Genomic DNA, 18,474 nt, shown 5'->3' with positions numbered 1-18,474 from the left:
CAGCAATGGCCCCGGCCAGACAATACGCTTCCATCGCCTTGATCTGAGATTCCAGATCATCCTTTTGACCGGCGCGGGACACCCGGCAATACACCACCGTCAGCCGACGTTCCGGTGCACCACCTAGTATGGTGCGAACATCCGACTCGTCAAAATAACGGTGTCCCGACGGCATCCGTTTAGCCGTCAGTTTGCCTTCTCGTTCCCAGCGGCGAACCGTACTGGTCGCTCGACCGATGCGCTTGGCGAACTCATTGATTCGATATTGCTTGCTCATAGTGAGCAGTTATAAACAACTATGAGCAAGTTTCAAGTAACAGTTGTTAGCTCCAAGTGTCGCTTCACTGAACATATGGATGACAAGCCAGTCCCGTCTTGGAATGTACTTTGCCTGCAGTGAGCCAGCTAAAAAACGCTTGCGCATAGCATTTTGTCAAAATAGCACAGGAAAACTCTGATCGGATGTGTCGCAGCAAGACGTGTCGTCGTAGCAAGCGCCCGTGGGAACAAGCTGGCGCATGAACGAGACCACCATCCTGATATGCGGTCAGTGGATGTACGGGCAGGCATTTACAACATAACGCCAGCAGCGGTTCCGGTAGAGTTTTGGCATGAACTCCCGTCCAAACTACCGGCGACACCGATACCCGGCCGAAATCATCTGCCATGCTGTCTGACTGTACTTCCGATTTACTCTGAGCTTCCGTGACATCGAAGAGTTGATGGCCCCACGGGTATCCTAGTCAGCAACGAGACCCCGACAATGGAGCCTGAAATTCGGCCAGCGCATGCTTGCTGTCGGTGGTGACCTTGTCGCGTCGCTTGCGCGGGCACGAATGCCGTGCCGCTACATCAGACGTCGAATCCGTGCCTTGCTCACTGGGAGCCCACGAAACTTGAGCTCTTGGTAAATTCTGGGCGAGACATAGGCACCGTTGAATTCGGCATGGACGCTTCGAATCAGCCCCAATAGCTGGGCATCCGACAACCATTGTGCCGTTCCGCCGCCTGCCTTCCAGTCGGCAAAACCACTGGTGCTGACCGACAGCACACAGCACAAGGATTGCTGGGAATATCTGACTACGCTTGGTATCCGAAATCCACGCCCAAGCTCACAGACCAGTGATGTCATTCTTCCCCTCTCAAGCCGGACCGATCAGTGGCTGTAACATCAAGCGACGACATCAGCGTTTCCAGCTCTCCGGTGATGTCGGCTTGGCGCTGGCGGAAGTAGGCGCGCATCAGGCGACTGTTAGCCTCATCCAAATGATCTTGGGCGCGTTGCATCTGTGCCAGTCGCCAGCGGTTTTCATGCAGGAGCGACTGGTACAGTGCCCCCAAAAGGCCAACGCGTAGCCACTCGGCCTGTAGTTTGGGCAGCAGCACTGCATTCGGTAGCGTACGTAGTGGTTCCGCCCCTGGCGAAGGGGCGGGCAGTACCGGCAGTGGCAGCAGACGGCGTTCGCACAAGCCATGTTCAGCGTGGTGCAGCACAAAGAGTTCTGCGCCGCCCCCAGTGGTGATCCATCGTGGCCACAGTGTATCGAGCCAGACATCTACAGATTCGGAGGCTTCTTCTGCCGAGTTACAACCAGAGAGTGCCTCGAACGGGGGAAGCAAGGGCGACAAGCGCTGGCACAGACGCTCGCCGGACGCGAACCAGACCGTATTGGGGTGGTTCATGTTCAGCACCGGCAAGGCGTTCAGCAGGTTTTCATTGAAGCCTCCGCAGAAGCCACGTTCCGCCCCGATCACCAGCCAATACGCCTGTCCAGAGCCGGCCAGTTGCCCAGCCCTGCTATCCGCCAAGGCTTGCAATACCACCTGTTCCGTATGCGCTTGCACCGCCACCATGCGGTTGAGCCGCTGTAGCTCGGCGTAAGCGAGGTTGCGCATGGCGCTGACGATCTTGGACAGGTCGGCGAGCAGGCGTAGGTGCTCGCGCAGGGCGGTGCAGCTCATGAGCGACCCAGCCAGCCGGACACGGCTGCAATCCACTGTTCGCGCGGTGCGGTCAGTATTGGTGCGCTGGCGGTGTGCCGGGCAAGCTGTGCGAGCAGTGGTACTAATGCATTGGCATCCAGACCATCCAACCAGCCCTGGTTAAGCGCGATGAGCCAGGCCATCTGGTAGGTAATTGGGCGCGGTTCCAGTCGGCCTTGCCGAAACAGTTCGCGCAGCAGATGTCCGCGCGCCACTCGCTCAGACATGCCAGGTTCCAGCCGCGTCCCGAAGCGGGTGAACATTTCCAGTTCAAGAAACTGCAGGTAGTCGAGCCGTAGCCGGCCGGCTTCGCGTGCGATCGGCCGGTCTTGCGCTTTGCCGCCGATGCGCGACACCGAACGGCCGATGTCGATGGCGGGCAGAATGCCTGCAGCGAACAGGGGGTGGCTCAGGTAGATCTGGCCGTCGGTGATCGAAATCAGGTTAGTCGGGATATAGGCCGCCAGTTCTCCCAACTGGGTGGGCACGATCGGCAGTGCGGTCAGGCTGCCGCCACCGTGCTCGGGAGCCAAGGCAGTGGCGCGTTCAAGCAGGCGAGAGTGCAGGTAGAAAATGTCACCTGGATAGGCCTCACGCCCGGGCGGGCGGCGCAGTAGCAGCGACAGCTCGCGGTAGGCCTGCGCGTGTTGACCAAGATCGTCGAACACGATCAGCACGTCGTGGCCTGCGCGCATCCATCCTTCCGCCAGTGCGCAGCCGGCGAACGGCGCTAGGTACTGGATGCCCGGCAGCGCGCTGGCTTCGGCCACCACCACGGTGGTGTGGGCGAGTGCGCCCGATTGCGTGAGCAGGTCGATCACCTCTATGGCGGCGGCGCGGCGCTGACCGATCAATACATAGACGCAGCGCACGTTTTGGCCAATTTGGTGGATCACGGCGTCGAGCGCCAATGCGCTCTTGCCGGTACCGTCGTCGCCGATGATCAGCTGACGCTGCCCACGCCCGATCGGTAGTAAGGTATCAATAATAGTATTGCCGCTGTAAAGCGGGCGGCTGACAACGGTTCGAGCGGTGATTGACGGGGAAGGCGCTTCGAGAGGGAACGGCGTGGTACGCTGCGGGGCCGGCAAGCCGTCCAGCGGGCGGCCGAGAGGGTCGACCACGCGGCCCAGCAGCGTGTCGCCGCCGGGGATGGTTAGCCTGCGGCCTGATCGGCGCACACCCGTGCCGGCAGCAATGCTGCGCGATGGGTGGAGCAGGATGGCGCCGATCAGCTTCTCGTCGAGCTGGTCGGCCAGCGCGTAGCTGCCGTCTTCGAGGTCAAGCAGCTCGCCGCGCTGCGCCGAGGGCAGACCGGAAATCCATGCGATGCCATCAGCAATACCGAGAATCTCGCCGCGCTCCTCAATGGTAAGGCCAATGGCTGGCGTCACGGTGTTCATCCGGTCTACACCTGGTTCGGCGCGAGTGATGAGGTGTGAAACGCCTCGAGTGATTTGGCTAGGCTCGCTTCCAGCAAATGTCCATTGAGCCGAACGGCCAAGCCGGCGATAAGTGCCGGCTCTTGCTGCCAACGAAACCCCGATGCGGTGCCGAGCTGCACAGTGAGGGCGGTTTCGACTTCACGGCGCAGTGGCTCAGCGGTCTCGTATGCACTCGTTACCTCGATTACGGCGGCAGCGCTGCCCAGCAACTGACTGCGACGTTCCTCCGGCAGCGCAGCCAGGTCTGCCAGGAACAACCTGATGATGGCCTGCTCGAGTTCCGGCCCGGCCAACCGCTCTAGATAGCCGCGCAGAAAAGTTTGGGCGCGCTGTGCCGCCGCCACGTCCTGTTGCTGAGCTTGCTGTGCCAGACGAGCCGCCAGGCGCGCCTCAGCCCTGGCGCGTTCGGCATCCAGCTCGACATCCAGCTTGGCCAGCTGGCGCGTGCGCTCGGCCTCGATTTCGACTGCCAGCTGTCGGTGCGCGGCGTCGCGTAGGCCTTCCTGGTCGGCTTGCTGCGCAGCCAATTGGGCCCGCTGTGCTTCAAGTTCGGCGCGTGCGGCTTGCAACGACTGGCGCGCCTCGGCATCTTGCTGCTGCCGCTTGGCGATGGCTGCCTGCAGTGGCCGGTACAAGAAGCGCGTCATTAGCCACAGAAGAACCAGGAAATTGACGATTTCCAGGATGAAGGTGGTGGCATCCATGCCCATGGCCACTCTCCGTCAATGCAGCAAGTATTCGAGGAGCGGGTTACGAAACAGGATGATCAACACCACCACGAGGCAGTAGATTGCCAGCGACTCGATCATCGCGAGGCCAATGAAAAGGGTACGGCTGATCGCCTTTTCCGCTTCGGGCTGGCGCGCCAGCGCATCAAGTGCTTGGGCGATGGCACGCCCCATGGCAAGAGCGGGAAAGAACACACCCATTGCAATGGCCAAGCCGGCCACCACGGTGGACACTGTGCTGAAAAGGTGGATGTCGGTCATGTTGCAGGCTCCTTCGGGGAGGGAGACTCTGATGTCGACGCGGCTTCGAGGGCGCCGCCGATATAGATCAATGCCAGCATGCCGAAGATATAGGCCTGCACCAGCGCCTCGATCACATGTAGCAGCAGCAAGGGCACCGGCACCAAAAATCCGGCCACCAGCAGCACCAGAAGCGCAGCCATTTCCAGACTCATCATGTTGCCGAATAGACGTACCGCCAAGGCTAGCGTGCGAGTGAGTTCACTGATCAGGTGAAACGGCAGTAGGATCGGGCTCGGTTGCAGGTAATGACGCAGGTAGCGGCGCCAGCCAGCTGCGCGGACGCCGTACACGTGCACGGCCAAGAAGACCAGTACCGCCAGCGCTGCGGTGACCGAAAGGTCGCGCGTGGGCGCCGACAGGCCCGGTACCAGACCAAGCAGGTTGGCGGCCAGAATGAACAGCCACAGCGTGGCGATAAAAGGGAGCACACGCGGTACCGCTGCTGGCGGCACCACCTCGGCTACCGCCTCGGTCATCAGGGTCAGCGCGGCTTCGGCCACCACCTGCAGGCGGCCCGGGCTGGCGGACAGGCTGCGCCCGAGCACGTAAGCTAGCAAAGCGAACAGCCCGGTCAGCGCTATCGACAGCAGTAGCGTCTCGCTCAGGCCGATACCGGCCACCGTGAACCAGGTGTTGCCGGATAGACCATTCATTGGTCCAGCCCTTTCAGAAAGCGGTACACATTGTAGGCGCCGACAACGATGCCGAGCACAATCAAACTGACTGTCCAGCGCACCGAGTAACCGGTCTGATGTGAATCGAGCCAGCGTCCGAGGTAGGCACCGAGCAGTAGCGGCACCACGAACAGCAAACCAACTGTGCCGCCGATCAGGATCAGTCCGATCGGCCCGGAGGGCTTGAACCGCCGGCGACGCTCAAGCTGCATCTTGAGGCTATCGCGCAGCTTGTCGTCGCGTCGGCTCATGAGCGACGAGCCTCTGACCATTCGCGCAACCGTTTGATCAATGCCCGTTCGAGTTCCACTCGCGCTTGCTGGTCGGTGGTGCGGTCGCGCCGTTCGCGCTGGAGCCGATTCTCCAGTTGGGCGGTCAACTGTTCGTGATGCTCGGCGCTTAGAAAGCGTGCGCTCACCAGTTGCACCAAGTTGTTACGGCAGAGCAATACACCGCCGCTGCAGGCGAGGTGGCGCCAGCTGCCATCGCTAAGCCGGCAGCGCACCAGTCCTGGCTGCAGCGCGGTGATCAGGGCCTCATGCCCGGGCAGGAGGCCGAATTGCCCGGTCGCTTCTTCGGCCACTAGGCTGACGATGTTCTCTAGCCGCTCTATGTTGTGCCCGTCGAGCATTTCGAGTGTCAGCGCGCTCATATCGGCATGGCTCCGCGCATATAGCAATCCTCTTCGGCCAAATGATCGTAGGCACCGTCGAGAAAGCGCTCGCAGTCACCCAGTGTGGCCTCCAGGGCAACCGACACGCCGGGTAGGCCAGTATGCTCGGCTACCACCTCGAACGGCTGGGTCAGGTAGCGCTGCAACCGGCGTGCCCGGGCCACCACACGGCGGTCTTCTGCACCAAGTTCTTCTACGCCGAGCATGGCGATGATGTCTTCCAACTCCTTGTAGCGTGCCAGGTGCTCTCGCACCGCACGCGCCACCCGGTAATGGTGTTCGCCCACCACACGCGGGTCGAGCAGTCGACTACCCGAGGCGAGGGGGTCCACCGCCGGGTAGATGCCGCGCGCCGCCTGCTCGCGAGACAGGATCACGCTGGCATCTAGGTGGGCCATGATGGCGGTCACCGCCGGGTCGCTCATGTCGTCGGCAGGGACGTACACCGCCTGCACCGCGGTGATGGCGCCGGTCCGGGTCGACAGGATGCGTTCTTCCAGACTGGCTACTTCGGTCAATAGCGTCGGCTGGTAGCCCACACTGGCCGGCATGCGCCCAAGCAAGCCAGATATCTCGGTACCGGCCTGCACGAAGCGATACAGGTTGTCCATCAGGAACAGTACTTCGCCGTGGCCGTGATCACGTAAGTATTCAGCATAGGTGAGCCCGGTGAAGCCTGCGTGGTAGCGGACACCAGGTGATTCGTCCATTTGCCCGAATACCAGTACAGAGCGCGTCATGACGCCACTTTTGCTCATCTCTTTCCATAGCTCATGTCCTTCGCGTATCCGTTCACCCACCCCGGCGAACACCGACACGCCCCGGTACAGGCTACTTACTGAATGCATGAACTCCATCATCAGCACTGTCTTACCTACGCCGGCACCGCCGAACAGCCCGGTTTTGCCACCGCGTACAAATGGGCACAACAGGTCAATGACCTTGATACCAGTGGGCAGCATGGTTTCGGCGGGCACTGTGTCGATCAGTGGCGGTGCAGGGGTCAAGATCGGACAATGGAAACTGGCTTTGAGCGGTGGTCCACCGTCGAGCGGGTGCCCCAGCACGTCGAGCAAGCGCCCCAAACAGTCATCGCCGACCGGTACTGCCAAAGGGCCGCCAGTGTCGGTGACCACTTGGCCACGCGAGAGGCCATTGGTGGGATGCAGAGCGATGGCACGTACGCACGTTTCATCCAGATGTTGGAACACTTCAAGCGTGACGATCTCGCCATCTGCAAGCAATTGCAGAGCCTGACCGAGCGCAGGTGGCCGCAGGCAGCGAATATCCACCACAGGGCCGCGCACGGCTATGACGTGGCCGATCGTTGGGGCAGCCTGCAAGAGGTCTGAGGGCGACGTTGTCATACGGTGACTATAGTTGCGCCCAAATGATCTGTGGTCGGAACCATATGATGGCCGTCATATGGAGCTGACCACAGCACTGTCGCCATGACTCGCCCTAGCTGTTGTCCGCCTGCTGTTGAGCGGCGGCTTCGCGCAGCTTGTCTTTCTTGCTCTTGCGTTTGCCCTTGATGCCGCCGTTGCCGGCTTGTTCTGCGGTGTAGCCTGCGTTAACGACGTTCGCGGTGACAGTTGGCTCGAAACCGGCAATCTGTTCGCGCTGCAGCCGTAGCTGCTGCCGCTTTTCGATCAGCTGGAAATGGGCGGCGCAGTCGGCGCTGATGAAGCTGATCGCTTCGCCGCTAGCACCGGCTCGGCCGGTACGGCCGATACGATGGGTGTAGTCCACTGGCGAGCGTGGCAGATCGTAGTTGAACACCACCGGCAGGAGGGGAATGTCGATGCCGCGAGCCGCCACGTCGGTGGCCACCAGGACCTGCAGTTGTCCCGACTTGAGGTTGGCCAGTACTTGGCCGCGCTGTCCCTGGCTGCAATCGCCATGCAGGGCAGCAGCACGGATGCCGGCACTTTGCAGCTTGCCGGTCACCCGGTCGGCAGCCTGCCGGCTGGCCACGAACACCAGTACCCGGTCCCATCCATGTGTCTGCAACAGGTGGCGCAGCAACATAGTGCGCTGGCTGGCATCCACTTCGATGGCGCGCTGGCGGATATCCGGTGCAGTGGCAGCGGCTTGCGCAATGTCGATGCGCAGTGGCTGGCTCAGTTGTTGTTCCGCCAGTGTGTGGACGGCGGGCGGGAAAGTAGCGGAAAACAGCAGGTTCTGCCGGTAGGGGGGCAGCAAGGCCAGCAGGCTGCCAAGTTCGTCAGCAAAACCAAGGTCGAGCAGACGGTCGGCCTCGTCCAGTACCAGGGAGCTGACGGTGGAAATATTTAGTGCATTGGACGCGATCAAGTCCAGTAGTCGTCCAGGGGTGGCCACCACGATGTCGGCCCCTCCGCGCAGGGTCATCATCTGCGGGTTGATGGAGACGCCGCCATAGACCACGGCCACCTTCACGCTCCGAGGCAGGGACAGGGCCAGTTCGCGCAGGGTGTTGCCGACCTGAACCGCCAGTTCGCGAGTGGGCAGCAAGATCAGCGTTTGGACCTGACGTGGCGAACCCTGGCGACTCGTCAGCCATTGCTGCAACAGCGGCAGACAGAAGGCCGCAGTCTTGCCGGAGCCGGTTTGCGCGGTGGCCAGCACATCACGGCCCTGCAAAATGGCAGGAATGGCGGTGCCCTGGATGGCGGTGGGGGCAATGTAGCCCTGACTGAGGGCGGCCTGAACCAGTGAGGGTTGCAGGCCTATAGAAGTGAATGGCATGAATGGTGACGGGTATGAGTGTGGGGAGCTTGTGGCCTGGGGCCGCAGGAGTATCGGTGGCACCAGCCACGTGGTCAAGGAAGGCGTTGCGTGGTAGCAGCCGGTGTGCGCCCAGATGGTGGCGCTTGCTTTCCTGGGGGCTGCCGGTGGCTGGGGATCGATTGCCAGTCACTCATCCAGCCAGCGGAAAGTGCCATTTGTAAGTAATATCTGGGCTCGTCACCAAATAAAGCAATCTGCACATGCAAACAGAAGTCAAAGAGAAGCCTCGCTACGCCATTGTGACCTCGGTCCAGTTGCCGGATGTCAGTGATGTCGAGTTCGAGGCCTCGCTCGTCGAACTGAGCGAGTTGGCCAAGACGCTGGGTTTTCAAGTGGTGCAGACTTTTGTTCAAAAGCGTAACAGCTTCGACCGCACGGCCTATCTGGGCGTGGGCAAGCTGGAAGAAATCAGCATGTTCGTCAATCGTGGCATCCGCGTCGGCGAGCTGGAAGAAGAGCCACAAGAGCTGGGCCCCAGTACTGTCGAGTTCGACGTGCTGCTGGTTGACCACGAAATCTCGCCGTCACAGGCGCGCAATCTGGAACTGGCCGTTGGTTGTGAGGTAATGGACCGCACCATGGTCATCCTGGAGATTTTCCATCGTAATGCCCGCTCGCGCGCGGCACGCGCTCAGGTGGAAATCGCCCGTCTCGGCTATATGGCGCCGCGTCTGCGTGAAGCGGCCAAGCTGGCCGGTCCGCAAGGACGGCAGCGCAGCGGCACGGGTGGGCGTGGTGCCGGTGAATCGCATACCGAGCTGGACCGTCGCAAGGTACGTGACCGCATCGCCGAGCTGCAACGCGAAATCATCACCATGGAACTGGAACGCAAGACCCAGCGCGCGCGCCGTCTGGAACGTCAGGGCCAGGGCCTGGGTGGGGTATCGCTAGTGGGTTATACCAATGCCGGCAAGTCCACGCTGATGCGGGCGCTGACTGGCAGCGAGGTGCTAGTGGCCAACAAACTGTTCGCCACGCTGGACACCACAGTGCGTGCTCTCTACCCGGAAAGTGTGCCGCGCGTGTTGGTCAGCGATACTGTCGGCTTCATCAAGAACCTGCCTCACGGACTGGTGGCCTCTTTCAAGTCTACGCTGGAAGAAGCGCTGGATGCGGCGCTGTTGCTGCATGTGATTGATGCCAGTGACCCCGGTTTCCAGCGCCAGCTGGAAGTGACCGACGAGGTGCTGCAGGAAATCGGCGCCGACGAAGTGCCGTGCATTCGTGTGTTTAACAAGATTGACCATGTTGGTGATGAAGCCGAGCAGGCTGCCTGGACTGCCAAACTGCAGGAACGCTATCCGGGCTGCGTGGTGATGAGTGCGCGTCGTCCGGAGGAAGTAGCCAGCCTACGCGCGACTATCGTCTCCTTCTTCCAGCAGGATCTGGTGGAAGACGAGCTGCTGCTGCCGTGGTCGACGCAACAGCTGCGTGGTGAAATCTACAGCCACTGCCAGGTGCTGGAAGAGCGTGCAGAGGAAGAGGGCAGCTGGTTCCGCGTGCGTGGCGAGCCGGAAAAACTGCGCAGTCTGCACGAGCAGCTCAATCCCGGCTCGCAGGGTCGGGAAAAGGAATACTGGGAAGTCTGAGGCGCGGTCGCAGCAACGCCTGAGCCGACTACCAATCTGCCGATTGAAGGAAACGGGGTTGTTGCATTACTTTGGCGCAGGCCAACCGGCCCCAACCCCATGCGGACTTCAGGCGTGAGCAACCGTCACCGGCCCGCCCAGCCGGTTGAACGTATTCAGAATCGCACAGCGCACAGATACCTTGGCTACCTGCCGCGCCGGCTGGCGAGCTGCCAGTCATTCCCCCAACAACTTGAAATGCATCATGGTCGTTTCGACCAGGCTGCGCCGATGGTAATGGCTCCACTTCTTCCATAACCGCCCCCCAGATGCTTGGCAGCGGCCAAGGTGTCATTCCGCGCTTGGGCAAAGTCGGTGTGGTCTTTCCACCGCCTCGGCGGCACGATGACTCCGGACATCCAGCGTCACGGAATCGATGGCCAAATGGACCTTACGCCAAGCCCGGCGGTACTCGGCTCCGCCCTTTTTGACCTTCCATTTGCCCTCACCACAGATTTTGATCTAGGTGCGGTCAACCTGCAGATGCAACGGTTCGGCCCGACGTTAAACAGGAATGTTGACGGCCAGGGTGGCCTGCCATCTGCTGACCGTGCTGAAGTAGGGCGCCGGCCAGTCCAGTCCTAACAGCTTCAACACACTGCATACCAAGCCTCGCGCTTGCCGCAACGCGAGCTTGAACAAGACCTTCAGCGTCAGCGCCGTCTGAATGACCGCAAAGGTCACGCGGCTATCGCCTTGTTGGGCCAGTTGATCCAGAAACAGAACGACTGTCGGGCACTTGACCCCTCAGGCAGGGACCACATACTGCAGCGGATTGACCGCCTAGTCGAGCACCCCAGCACCGAACATTTGCAATGAGGTTGGAATCCACTCTGTGCGCCTTGCCGCGTGGGAATACGCCGTCCTGCAAAGACGGGGACGCCGAGAATCCGGCTTTGTCAAAGTAGAACAGTCGGCAATCACCGGTACGAGCTGCTGCTTGTTACTTGGCAAGCGTTGCCGCTTTCACGGCAAAGGCCTCGGCGTCTCGCTTTTTTCAACGAGACGCGGGCCTCTTTTAGGAGAGTCCGGCGCCTTTCAGCGCCTTGGACAGGGTTTCCAGGGAGCAAGCCGTGTTCGACTTCGACGCGCTGGGCAATCCTGGCTAAAGTCATGGACTTTTCCTGGGCGGCGGCGACCGCCGTCACAATCATCCCCGGGGGTAAGGCAGGGCCACGCCCGCCATGGTGGCCGACCAATGGCCAGCAAAAACCGGCATCACGCCAGGCTTTGGACCAGTTGTAGAGGGGGTGATGGCTAACGCCGATCTCAGCCGCAATCTCCTTGTGCTTGAGTCCGCGAGCTAGGTGCAACATACCAGTAGCGCGAGTGCGAATGTCCCGATGCCGGTGATTCAGGGCGAGTTGTTGCAACGTCAGGCGCCCGTCCTCGGTCAGTTGTACGGTGCACTTCAGGCGGTTCGGTGGTCAATCGAGTCCATGCGAGTTCTGACAAGAATCAGACCAATTTCTTATGAGCACTTACTCCGGCCAGTGAAGGCTTGCACACAGCCCGATCGTCGTGATGTTCATAGTGACGCTCCCTTCGGTCTGGGAGTCGGAGGCAAACTCACCGTGGCACCGCGATGCCGGCTCTGAAAGAGGGGCCATTACATGAACAAACCCAATTGCGATGAAAAGATTTTTCTTAAGGTGATTTTTATCCTGCTAGTAGTGCGAGTTCATTGCTGAGGTGGCTGAAATACGTGGCAGATAGCTTTGGTGTAGAAAAAATTTCTAGTCTTTAGAGTAATTAGAGAATTTTTTTCTAAATACCACGTAATTTTAACCAAAATAAGAAAACCTATTTTTGAAGTTGAAGGATAAAGTTTCCTCACGAGGTGTAGAAATTCTGTAAACGAGGGAGGCAACTCCCCTTCGACCCCGATGAGGAAATTGCATGCAGGCGCCTAAGTTTCACCATGAAACATTGCTCTCCCACAGCGGGAGGGAACCGAAGAAATTAGGTGGAACAGTCAACACTCCGGTTTATCGGGCATCCACCTTGCTATTCCCAACGGTAGAAGCCCTGCAAGCGGTGCATGGCACTTTAAATACTTATGGTCGTCATGGTAACCCCACCACACGAGCTCTGGAGGCGGCCCTATGTGAGCTGGAGGGCGCTTTCGGAGCCATGCTGACGCCTAGTGGCTTGTCTGCCCTGACCTGTGCTCTGCTGGCCATGCTCAAGCCCGGTGATCATTTGCTAATGACCGATTCGGTTTATGACCCGACGCGCGCCTTCTGCGAAGGAACGCTCAAACGGCTAGGAATTGAAACAACTTATTATGACCCGAAAATCGGCGGGGGCATTCGCGAACTGATGCAGCCCAATACCCGGGTGGTTTTCGTAGAGTCGCCTGGATCGCTTACATTCGAAGTGCAGGATATTCCGGCCATCAGTGCAGTTGCGCACGAGTATGGTGCCGTGGTCATGCTTGATAATACCTGGGGCACACCAATCCATTTCCCCTCGTTCAAGCACGGAGTTGATATCTCGATCCATGCCGCTACCAAATATATCGTCGGTCATTCGGATGTGCTGATGGGGGTCATCATGACTAGCAGGGCACTCTACCCCCAAGTGCGGGGCTTTTATAAACAACTTGGACTTTCCATCAGCGCAGACGATGCCTACCTCGCTCTGCGCGGTCTGCGCACCCTTTCTGCCCGTTTGGAGCGGCACCAGCGCAATGCGCATCAAGTCGCTGCCTGGTTGGCAGCGCAGCCTGAGGTCGAGCAGGTGCTTTATCCCGCTTTGCCCGGCTCCCCCGGGTATGACATTTGGCGGCGAGATTTCACTGGCGCCTGTGGCCTATTTGCCATCCAACTTCAAGCCATGCCGGCGTCAGCGGTCTCTGCCATGCTAGATGGCATGCAACTGTTCGGGATGGGGTATAGCTGGGGAGGGTATGAAAGCCTCATTTTACTTACCGATCCTGCCTCCTGCCGTACTGCGACGTCTTGGCATAGCAAGGGCCCACTGATTCGCATTCATGTCGGGCTCGAACATCCGGATGACTTGATTGCCGATCTTCATGCCGGCCTGGAAAGGCTGCGTGAAACGGTTGATGTTTGACCCTGAAAGACAAACTCAGCCCGCTACATCTGCCAGCAGCCGCTGGAGACTTTGTACAAAGGAGAAAATGATGAAAAAAAGCAATGTCGTGAAGTTTGCCCCGCAGTTTGCCGCCCTGGCCCTGCTTGGGTGTGTCAGCGTACACGCCATGGCCGACCAGTTGGCGGACATCAAGCAGAAGGGCGAACTGGTATGCGGGGTGCTGGGCACTGATGAACCATTTAGCTTCATCAAGGATCAGTCCAGCCGGGAGATAGTGGGCTACGAAGTCGATCTGTGCAACGACGTGGCTAAGAGCATTGGCGTCAAACCAGTATTGAAACAGCTGGCAGTGGCCGCTCGCATTCCGGAGTTGCAGCAAGGCCGGGTGGATCTGTTGGCGGCCTCTCTGACACATAATCATGAGCGTGAGGCCTTGATCGACTTTTCGTTGTCCACCTTCATTACCGGCCAAAAGGTGATGGTAAAAAAGTCCAGTGGCGTGAATCAATTGACAAGTCTGGCCGGTAAGAAGGTTCTGACGGTCAAGGGCTCTTCGATGGAACAGAATACTAAGAAGGCACTGCCTACCGCCGAAATCGTATCGTTCGACAATAGCCCGCAAGCTTTCCTTGCTTTGCAGCAAGGTAAGGGAATTGGCTACGTTAATGATGAGACGTCGCTGCTGGATAATTATTCCAAGCTTGGTGCTGCAGCAAAAGATTACACTATTCTTCCTCAGAGCATTTCTACCGAGCATCTAGCCTTTGGTTTGAAGAAAGGAGAGCCGGCTTTCCATGATCAGATCAATAAAGTGCTGCATAACCTTGAAGTTTCCGGAGAAGCAGATAAGCTGTTTATGAAGTGGTTCGGCCCAAGCACCAATATGCATTTCCAACAACGCACATTCAAGATCGCTACCGATAAAATAGACTAATTTGACGTGGGCCCGGCTTTTTCCGGGCCTGGAGTGAGCCAATGTATAACTTCAATCTCTCTGTTTTATTGTCAGGGCAATATCATGATTGGCTGGTTGCTGGCTTGCTGCTCTCGATTAAGTTGGCCTTACTGACCCTGATTTTTTCTCTGCCCATGGCATTACTCATTGCGGTGTTGCGGCTTTCTCCCGTCTCCATTTTTCGGGCAGCCGCCATTGCTTATGTTGAAAGCATCCGCAACGTTCCACTCCTGGCGCATATGCTGTTCTGGTATTTTGGCGCCCCGGAAATATTGCCAGAACCCGTCAAGGCTTGGTTATATGAACGCAATGTCGAAGCAGCCAGTTCAGTAATTGCATTGGTTCTCTATACATCGGCTTATATGGCTGAGGATATCCGAAGCGGCATACGATCGATACCTAAGGAGCAGATGGAGGCAGGGCGAGCTCTTGGCTTTGGCTTTCTTGATACGATGCGCCTAGTCATATTGCCCCAGTCTTTGCGGTTGACTATTCCACCTCTGATTAGCCAAATGCTCAACCTCTGGAAAAACACCAGTATTGCCATGGTGATTGGGGTTGGGGAAATGATGTACCAGGCGCAGCAGGTGGAAAGTGCTTCATTTAGAAGCTATGAAGCATTCAGTTTTGCAACGGCTGCATATTTGAGCATCTCTTTATTGATTACCCTGCTATCCAGTTGGTATCAGCAGCGCTATCCAGTTAGGAGTGCCTGACATGTTCGATATTCTCAAGAACTTTGGGGTGTTTTATTTAATCGGCCAGTATCCACACGGACCTTTAGGAGGGCTGGCGCTGACTCTGATATTGGCAGCATTGGCCCTTTTGTTTGCACTCCCTGTTGGCTTGCTGCTAGCCATGTGCCGGATTAGCCCTTTCCCCATGTTGAGGTTGCCCGTTACTGGCTTAATCTATGTCATTCGCGGCACGCCGCTGCTCATGGTCATTTTCTGGGCTTATTTCTTGTTGCCGACACTGACCGGGCACAAAACAGACCAGTTCAGCACCATGCTGGCAGCGCTAGTAATATTTGACGGTGCCTATCTTTCTGAAATTATCCGAGCCGGTATTGAAGGTCTGCCACGAGGGCAAATGGAAAGTGCCCGTTCACTCGGATTCTCTTACCTACAGTCGATGGTGCTGGTAGTTTTGCCTCAAGCCCTGCGTAATATGCTGCCATCATTGGTCAACCAGTTTATTTCCTCCGTCAAGGAAACCTCGCTTGGCTATATCATCAGTTTGTCGGAGGTTTCATTTGTGGCAGGGCAAATCAGCACGCAACTAATGACCAAACCGGCAGAGATCTATTTGCTGCTTGGCTTGACTTATTTTGTGATGTGCTTTGGTTTATCACGTTTTGCTTTCTGGCTGGAGCGTCAGCTCGCCGTTCGTTCCGTAAAGGTGTAATGCCATGATAAAATTGGAAAGCGTCAATAAATGGTATGGTGATTACCACGCATTGGCCGATATCAGCGAGAGTGTCGGAAAAGGCGAAGTCGTCGTGGTGTGTGGCCCGTCTGGTTCTGGTAAGTCCACCATGATTAGAACGCTGAACCGCCTTGAGCCAATCCAGAGCGGGTGCATCCAGATCGATGGACAGGACATCTATGCCAAAGAGGTGAATGTGGATGGCCTTCGCAGCCGGATCGGCTTCGTGTTCCAGCAGTTCAATTTGTTTCCCCATTTGACGGTATTGCAGAACTGCACCCTGGCTCCGATGCGCCTGTTGAAAAAGAGCCGAGCCGAGGCGCGTGATACGGCGCTAGCCTTACTGGACCGGGTCGGGCTGGCACACAAGGCCGAGGCTTACCCTGCGCAGCTGTCCGGCGGACAGCAACAGCGTGTGGCGATTGCCCGTGCTTTGGCCATGAACCCTCCTGTCATGCTATTTGATGAGCCCACTTCCGCACTCGACCCGGAAATGGTGGGTGAGGTATTGCAAGCGATGAAAGGGCTGGCCAAAGATGGTATGACCATGGTGTGCGTAACCCACGAAATGGGCTTTGCACGCGAGGTGGCCGACCGGGTGATCTTCATGGATCAGGGCAAGGTGCTCGAGCGTGCGAAGCCGGAGAGCTTCTTCCGACAACCGGAACACCCACGGGCCCAGCGTTTTCTTTCCGATATTCGGTCGCCTTGGGCTGCCGCAGTGTAGCTGACACGGATGGGGCTGTTGGTTTGCCTGTTCATTTCGACAAACGGGGAGTTGCGGTGAGTTTATCCCATAGTCATCGGCATGTTGTGCTCAGTCATGTCCCGATCCCCGCTCGAGTATTTGTCCCACTCCATGCAGTGGCTAGGTGACCCCAAAGTCTATCTTAAGCCCGGTTATCACCCCGGGCTGGTAGGGGGACAACAAAGCGCGTAAGCTAAAATATCTCAATGCAAAGACATCATCGCCGGGAACAACCTTATGTGGTGATGATTGGTGCCATGCAGTCCAACCGCTACGTCAGACTGCTGCGACCATCGCCAGACTGGGGCTGTGCTGTATGGAGTTGCTTGTGGAGTAAGATCAATACGCTCGTAGCGAGGTGTATTTGCAAAAGGCCAATGTGTGGCTGAGTCGGCTCTTGGGGGGAAGTGTGCCTTTTTCCCAAAGGAAAAGCTGGAAGGTATTTTGCTAGATCCGATTTTCGATCCGGAGCGGCAATGCAATGAGTGGCTTGATCGACCTTGACCTGAATGACCGGCTTGATGTGTCCGATCATCTGGCCTTTCTCCATGAGGGAGATTGCCCGCCCTGTCAGCCGACCATGACTGATCTCAGGACAAGAATCTTGTGGGATGCCTGCTGGCTCGAGTGGAGTGCTACTCCTCTGGCCGATAACGCTACTTAATACTTTATTATGGCGCTGTTCAATGGATAAAAAAGACATTCAAATCTTAACGCTGCTTCAGCAGGATGCATCTCTATCGCTGAATGACCTTGCCAACGCTGTAAATCTCTCTCCAACGCCTTGCTGGAGAAGGGTGCAGCGATTATGGGATAGTGGAGTCATTCAAAAGCAGGTGACGCTTTGTAACCCTGCCAGTTTGAAGCTAGGGGTGACAGTATTTGTTGCAGTTCGTACGAGTCAGCACAACGAAGAATGGACGCAGCTATTTGTAAAAGGGACTCGTACCATTCCAGAAATAGTAGAAATTTACCGTATGACTGGTGATATCGATTATCTACTAAAGATCGTTGTTTCGGACATCGCAGGTTATGATGCAGTTTATAAGAAATTGATTAAAGAGGTGGAGTTGCAGGATGTGAGTGCAGGCTTTGCCATGGAGGTTATCAAGTATACAACGGCGTTGCCCTTGGATCATTTGATGTAAGTGATCCAATGCTTTTCACCTCGTAGTTGCATCTGTTTCTTAGACTTTATTGTACAAATTGTCAGACCCACCCTGGTGGGTAGCATGACGGTGAGCAAGCCCCCTTCTCCCAGGTACAAGACTACCTGTCCAGCCCCTCAATAGAGACGGCCAATTATCTGTTTGTCTCGACAAAGATATGGTCCAGTTTTCCTCTGAAACGGCTTTGTTAAATATATAAAACCTGTTTCGCCATGCAAGCTAACCGCGTGAATTTATTACTCTAAATTGTGAGCAATTTTTCAATGGCGTGTAAAATTGTGTCATATTTTTTATTTGTTCGACAAAGCCAATATTTATAGAAATAAACCCTATTAATTTGTGAAATGATAGGAAAAACTTCTAACATGAAGAATATTTACTGATTTAATTAAAATTAAATTCCTTCCTCTTGCGTGTACAATTTTTGTGATGGTCCTGCATTTTCAGTGACATTGCTTAGGTTTATGGAGGAATTTTTGATGCGCTCTCTATTTCGTTCATTTACAAAACATCCTTCGACCGTTGGAGAAACATATTTCCAGCATATGCAAACATCCTTTTCATTTGCCAGGGTAATGTTTTTCTCCTCGATGGCTGCCATGATCCATGGCCTATTCCCGTTTTTATTCGTTAAAACTGGGAGCAACAATATTAAAATGCTGTATACACGCATGGTGACTCACCGGTCGCAAACCATGTCCAGTGGACAAGGGTGATAGGCTCGTTCTGATCAAAAAAGAAGGCCATGGTGCTGCAGCTTGCTATGCTTCGTTCTGCTCCATCAGTACCGCACCGATCAACCGGCAAATGTTCGCCTCGTTCAGGAATATCCCGACGACGTTGGCACGGCGTTTGATTTTCTTGTTCTATAGTTCCAGCGGAATCTGTCATCAAGTAAACGGTGGGCA

At 56.9% G+C, this 18,474-nt stretch carries 21 protein-coding genes and 3 pseudogenes; 8 read left to right on the top strand and 16 right to left on the bottom strand.

All coding sequences use genetic code 11. The features are described from left to right. The 11 genes from QU481_RS17650 to QU481_RS17605 all read right to left on the bottom strand — a co-directional run. The coding region (locus QU481_RS17650) for a MerR family transcriptional regulator (RefSeq protein WP_289831305.1) at window positions 1-277 on the bottom strand (277 nt) is incomplete at its 3' end. Between the two features lie 570 nt (window positions 278-847). Continuing rightward, on the bottom strand, window positions 848-1,132 hold the full coding sequence (locus tag QU481_RS23935) for an IS3 family transposase (RefSeq protein WP_353962027.1): 285 nt from the start codon (window positions 1,130-1,132) through the stop codon (window positions 848-850). Beyond that, complete coding sequence (locus QU481_RS17645) at window positions 1,129-1,962, bottom strand: F0F1 ATP synthase subunit gamma (RefSeq protein WP_289831337.1); 834 nt, start codon at window positions 1,960-1,962, stop codon at window positions 1,129-1,131. Before QU481_RS17645 ends, QU481_RS23935 begins: the two co-directional genes overlap by 4 nt. Next, complete coding sequence (locus QU481_RS17640; RefSeq protein ID WP_289831336.1) at window positions 1,959-3,386, bottom strand: F0F1 ATP synthase subunit alpha; 1,428 nt, start codon at window positions 3,384-3,386, stop codon at window positions 1,959-1,961. Before QU481_RS17640 ends, QU481_RS17645 begins: the two co-directional genes overlap by 4 nt. A gap of 5 nt (window positions 3,387-3,391) precedes the next feature. Continuing rightward, window positions 3,392-4,138 carry a F0F1 ATP synthase subunit delta gene (locus QU481_RS17635; protein WP_289831335.1) on the bottom strand — a complete coding sequence of 249 codons (747 nt, stop codon included), beginning with the start codon at window positions 4,136-4,138 and terminating at the stop codon, window positions 3,392-3,394. A 12-nt stretch (window positions 4,139-4,150) separates the two neighbouring features. Beyond that, window positions 4,151-4,417 (bottom strand): F0F1 ATP synthase subunit C, encoded by a 267-nt coding sequence (locus tag QU481_RS17630; RefSeq protein ID WP_289831334.1) that lies wholly within the window; start codon window positions 4,415-4,417, stop codon window positions 4,151-4,153. Beyond that, the gene (locus QU481_RS17625; RefSeq protein ID WP_289831333.1) at window positions 4,414-5,112 is read right to left on the bottom strand and encodes a F0F1 ATP synthase subunit A; all 699 of its coding nucleotides are present in this window, start codon (window positions 5,110-5,112) and stop codon (window positions 4,414-4,416) included. The genes QU481_RS17630 and QU481_RS17625 overlap by 4 nt, the downstream gene beginning before the upstream one ends. After that, window positions 5,109-5,384 carry an AtpZ/AtpI family protein gene (locus QU481_RS17620; RefSeq protein WP_289831332.1) on the bottom strand — a complete coding sequence of 92 codons (276 nt, stop codon included), beginning with the start codon at window positions 5,382-5,384 and terminating at the stop codon, window positions 5,109-5,111. Before QU481_RS17620 ends, QU481_RS17625 begins: the two co-directional genes overlap by 4 nt. Beyond that, complete coding sequence (locus tag QU481_RS17615) at window positions 5,381-5,785, bottom strand: F0F1 ATP synthase subunit delta/epsilon (protein WP_289831331.1); 405 nt, start codon at window positions 5,783-5,785, stop codon at window positions 5,381-5,383. Before QU481_RS17615 ends, QU481_RS17620 begins: the two co-directional genes overlap by 4 nt. Continuing rightward, a complete protein-coding gene (atpD, locus tag QU481_RS17610; protein ID WP_289831330.1) occupies window positions 5,782-7,173 on the bottom strand; it encodes a F0F1 ATP synthase subunit beta in 1,392 nt (463 codons plus the stop codon). Before atpD ends, QU481_RS17615 begins: the two co-directional genes overlap by 4 nt. 94 nt (window positions 7,174-7,267) lie before the next feature. Beyond that, window positions 7,268-8,536: a DEAD/DEAH box helicase gene (locus QU481_RS17605; RefSeq protein WP_289831329.1), complete on the bottom strand. Its 1,269-nt coding sequence runs from the start codon at window positions 8,534-8,536 to the stop codon at window positions 7,268-7,270. Window positions 8,537-8,778: 242 nt separating this feature from the next. On the opposite strand from QU481_RS17605, the gene hflX reads away from it, so the two are divergent. Then, on the top strand, window positions 8,779-10,167 hold the full coding sequence (gene hflX, locus QU481_RS17600; RefSeq protein WP_289831328.1) for a GTPase HflX: 1,389 nt from the start codon (window positions 8,779-8,781) through the stop codon (window positions 10,165-10,167). A gap of 108 nt (window positions 10,168-10,275) precedes the next feature. Here the strand turns inward: hflX and QU481_RS24020 are convergent. The 3 genes and pseudogenes from QU481_RS24020 to QU481_RS23930 form a co-directional block, all read right to left on the bottom strand. Further along, window positions 10,276-10,511 (bottom strand): annotated as a pseudogene (locus QU481_RS24020) (IS5/IS1182 family transposase); the annotation flags it as partial. Window positions 10,512-10,557: 46 nt separating this feature from the next. Then, window positions 10,558-10,890, bottom strand: a pseudogene (locus QU481_RS24015) (transposase); the annotation flags it as partial. A gap of 236 nt (window positions 10,891-11,126) precedes the next feature. Further along, entirely contained in the window at window positions 11,127-11,579 is a 453-nt protein-coding gene (locus QU481_RS23930) for a helix-turn-helix domain-containing protein (protein WP_353962194.1), read from the bottom strand. Between the two features lie 526 nt (window positions 11,580-12,105). Between QU481_RS23930 and metC the strand changes: the two genes are divergently transcribed. From metC to QU481_RS17565, 6 genes are all read left to right on the top strand, one after another. Further along, window positions 12,106-13,284 (top strand): cystathionine beta-lyase, encoded by a 1,179-nt coding sequence (gene metC / locus QU481_RS17590; protein WP_289831326.1) that lies wholly within the window; start codon window positions 12,106-12,108, stop codon window positions 13,282-13,284. Then, window positions 13,265-14,200 carry an ABC transporter substrate-binding protein gene (locus QU481_RS17585; protein WP_289831325.1) on the top strand — a complete coding sequence of 312 codons (936 nt, stop codon included), beginning with the start codon at window positions 13,265-13,267 and terminating at the stop codon, window positions 14,198-14,200. The genes metC and QU481_RS17585 overlap by 20 nt, the downstream gene beginning before the upstream one ends. A 41-nt stretch (window positions 14,201-14,241) precedes the next feature. After that, a complete protein-coding gene (locus QU481_RS17580) occupies window positions 14,242-14,937 on the top strand; it encodes an amino acid ABC transporter permease (protein WP_289831324.1) in 696 nt (231 codons plus the stop codon). 1 nt (window position 14,938) lies between these two features. Further along, window positions 14,939-15,628 carry an amino acid ABC transporter permease gene (locus QU481_RS17575; RefSeq protein WP_289831323.1) on the top strand — a complete coding sequence of 230 codons (690 nt, stop codon included), beginning with the start codon at window positions 14,939-14,941 and terminating at the stop codon, window positions 15,626-15,628. Window positions 15,629-15,632: 4 nt separating this feature from the next. Next, window positions 15,633-16,376: an amino acid ABC transporter ATP-binding protein gene (locus QU481_RS17570; RefSeq protein WP_289831322.1), complete on the top strand. Its 744-nt coding sequence runs from the start codon at window positions 15,633-15,635 to the stop codon at window positions 16,374-16,376. Window positions 16,377-17,083: 707 nt separating this feature from the next. After that, window positions 17,084-17,545 carry an Lrp/AsnC family transcriptional regulator gene (locus QU481_RS17565; RefSeq protein ID WP_289831321.1) on the top strand — a complete coding sequence of 154 codons (462 nt, stop codon included), beginning with the start codon at window positions 17,084-17,086 and terminating at the stop codon, window positions 17,543-17,545. 415 nt (window positions 17,546-17,960) lie between these two features. Here QU481_RS17565 and QU481_RS17560 read toward each other — a convergent pair whose 3' ends face one another. Continuing rightward, complete coding sequence (locus QU481_RS17560; RefSeq protein WP_289831320.1) at window positions 17,961-18,167, bottom strand: hypothetical protein; 207 nt, start codon at window positions 18,165-18,167, stop codon at window positions 17,961-17,963. On the opposite strand from QU481_RS17560, the gene QU481_RS23925 reads away from it, so the two are divergent. Further along, on the top strand, window positions 18,112-18,282 hold the full coding sequence (locus QU481_RS23925) for a DUF6356 family protein (RefSeq protein WP_353962028.1): 171 nt from the start codon (window positions 18,112-18,114) through the stop codon (window positions 18,280-18,282). The two genes, QU481_RS17560 and QU481_RS23925, sit on opposite strands and share 56 nt — an antisense overlap. A 51-nt stretch (window positions 18,283-18,333) precedes the next feature. Here QU481_RS23925 and QU481_RS17555 read toward each other — a convergent pair. Beyond that, window positions 18,334-18,432 (bottom strand): annotated as a pseudogene (locus QU481_RS17555) (transposase); the annotation flags it as partial. Window positions 18,433-18,474: the final 42 nt, after the last annotated feature.

The sequence above is a fragment of the Crenobacter oryzisoli genome, assembly GCF_030385785.1.
Lineage (GTDB): Bacteria > Pseudomonadota > Gammaproteobacteria > Burkholderiales > Chromobacteriaceae > Crenobacter_A > Crenobacter_A oryzisoli.
This window is presented reverse-complemented; position numbering and strand designations above follow the sequence as displayed.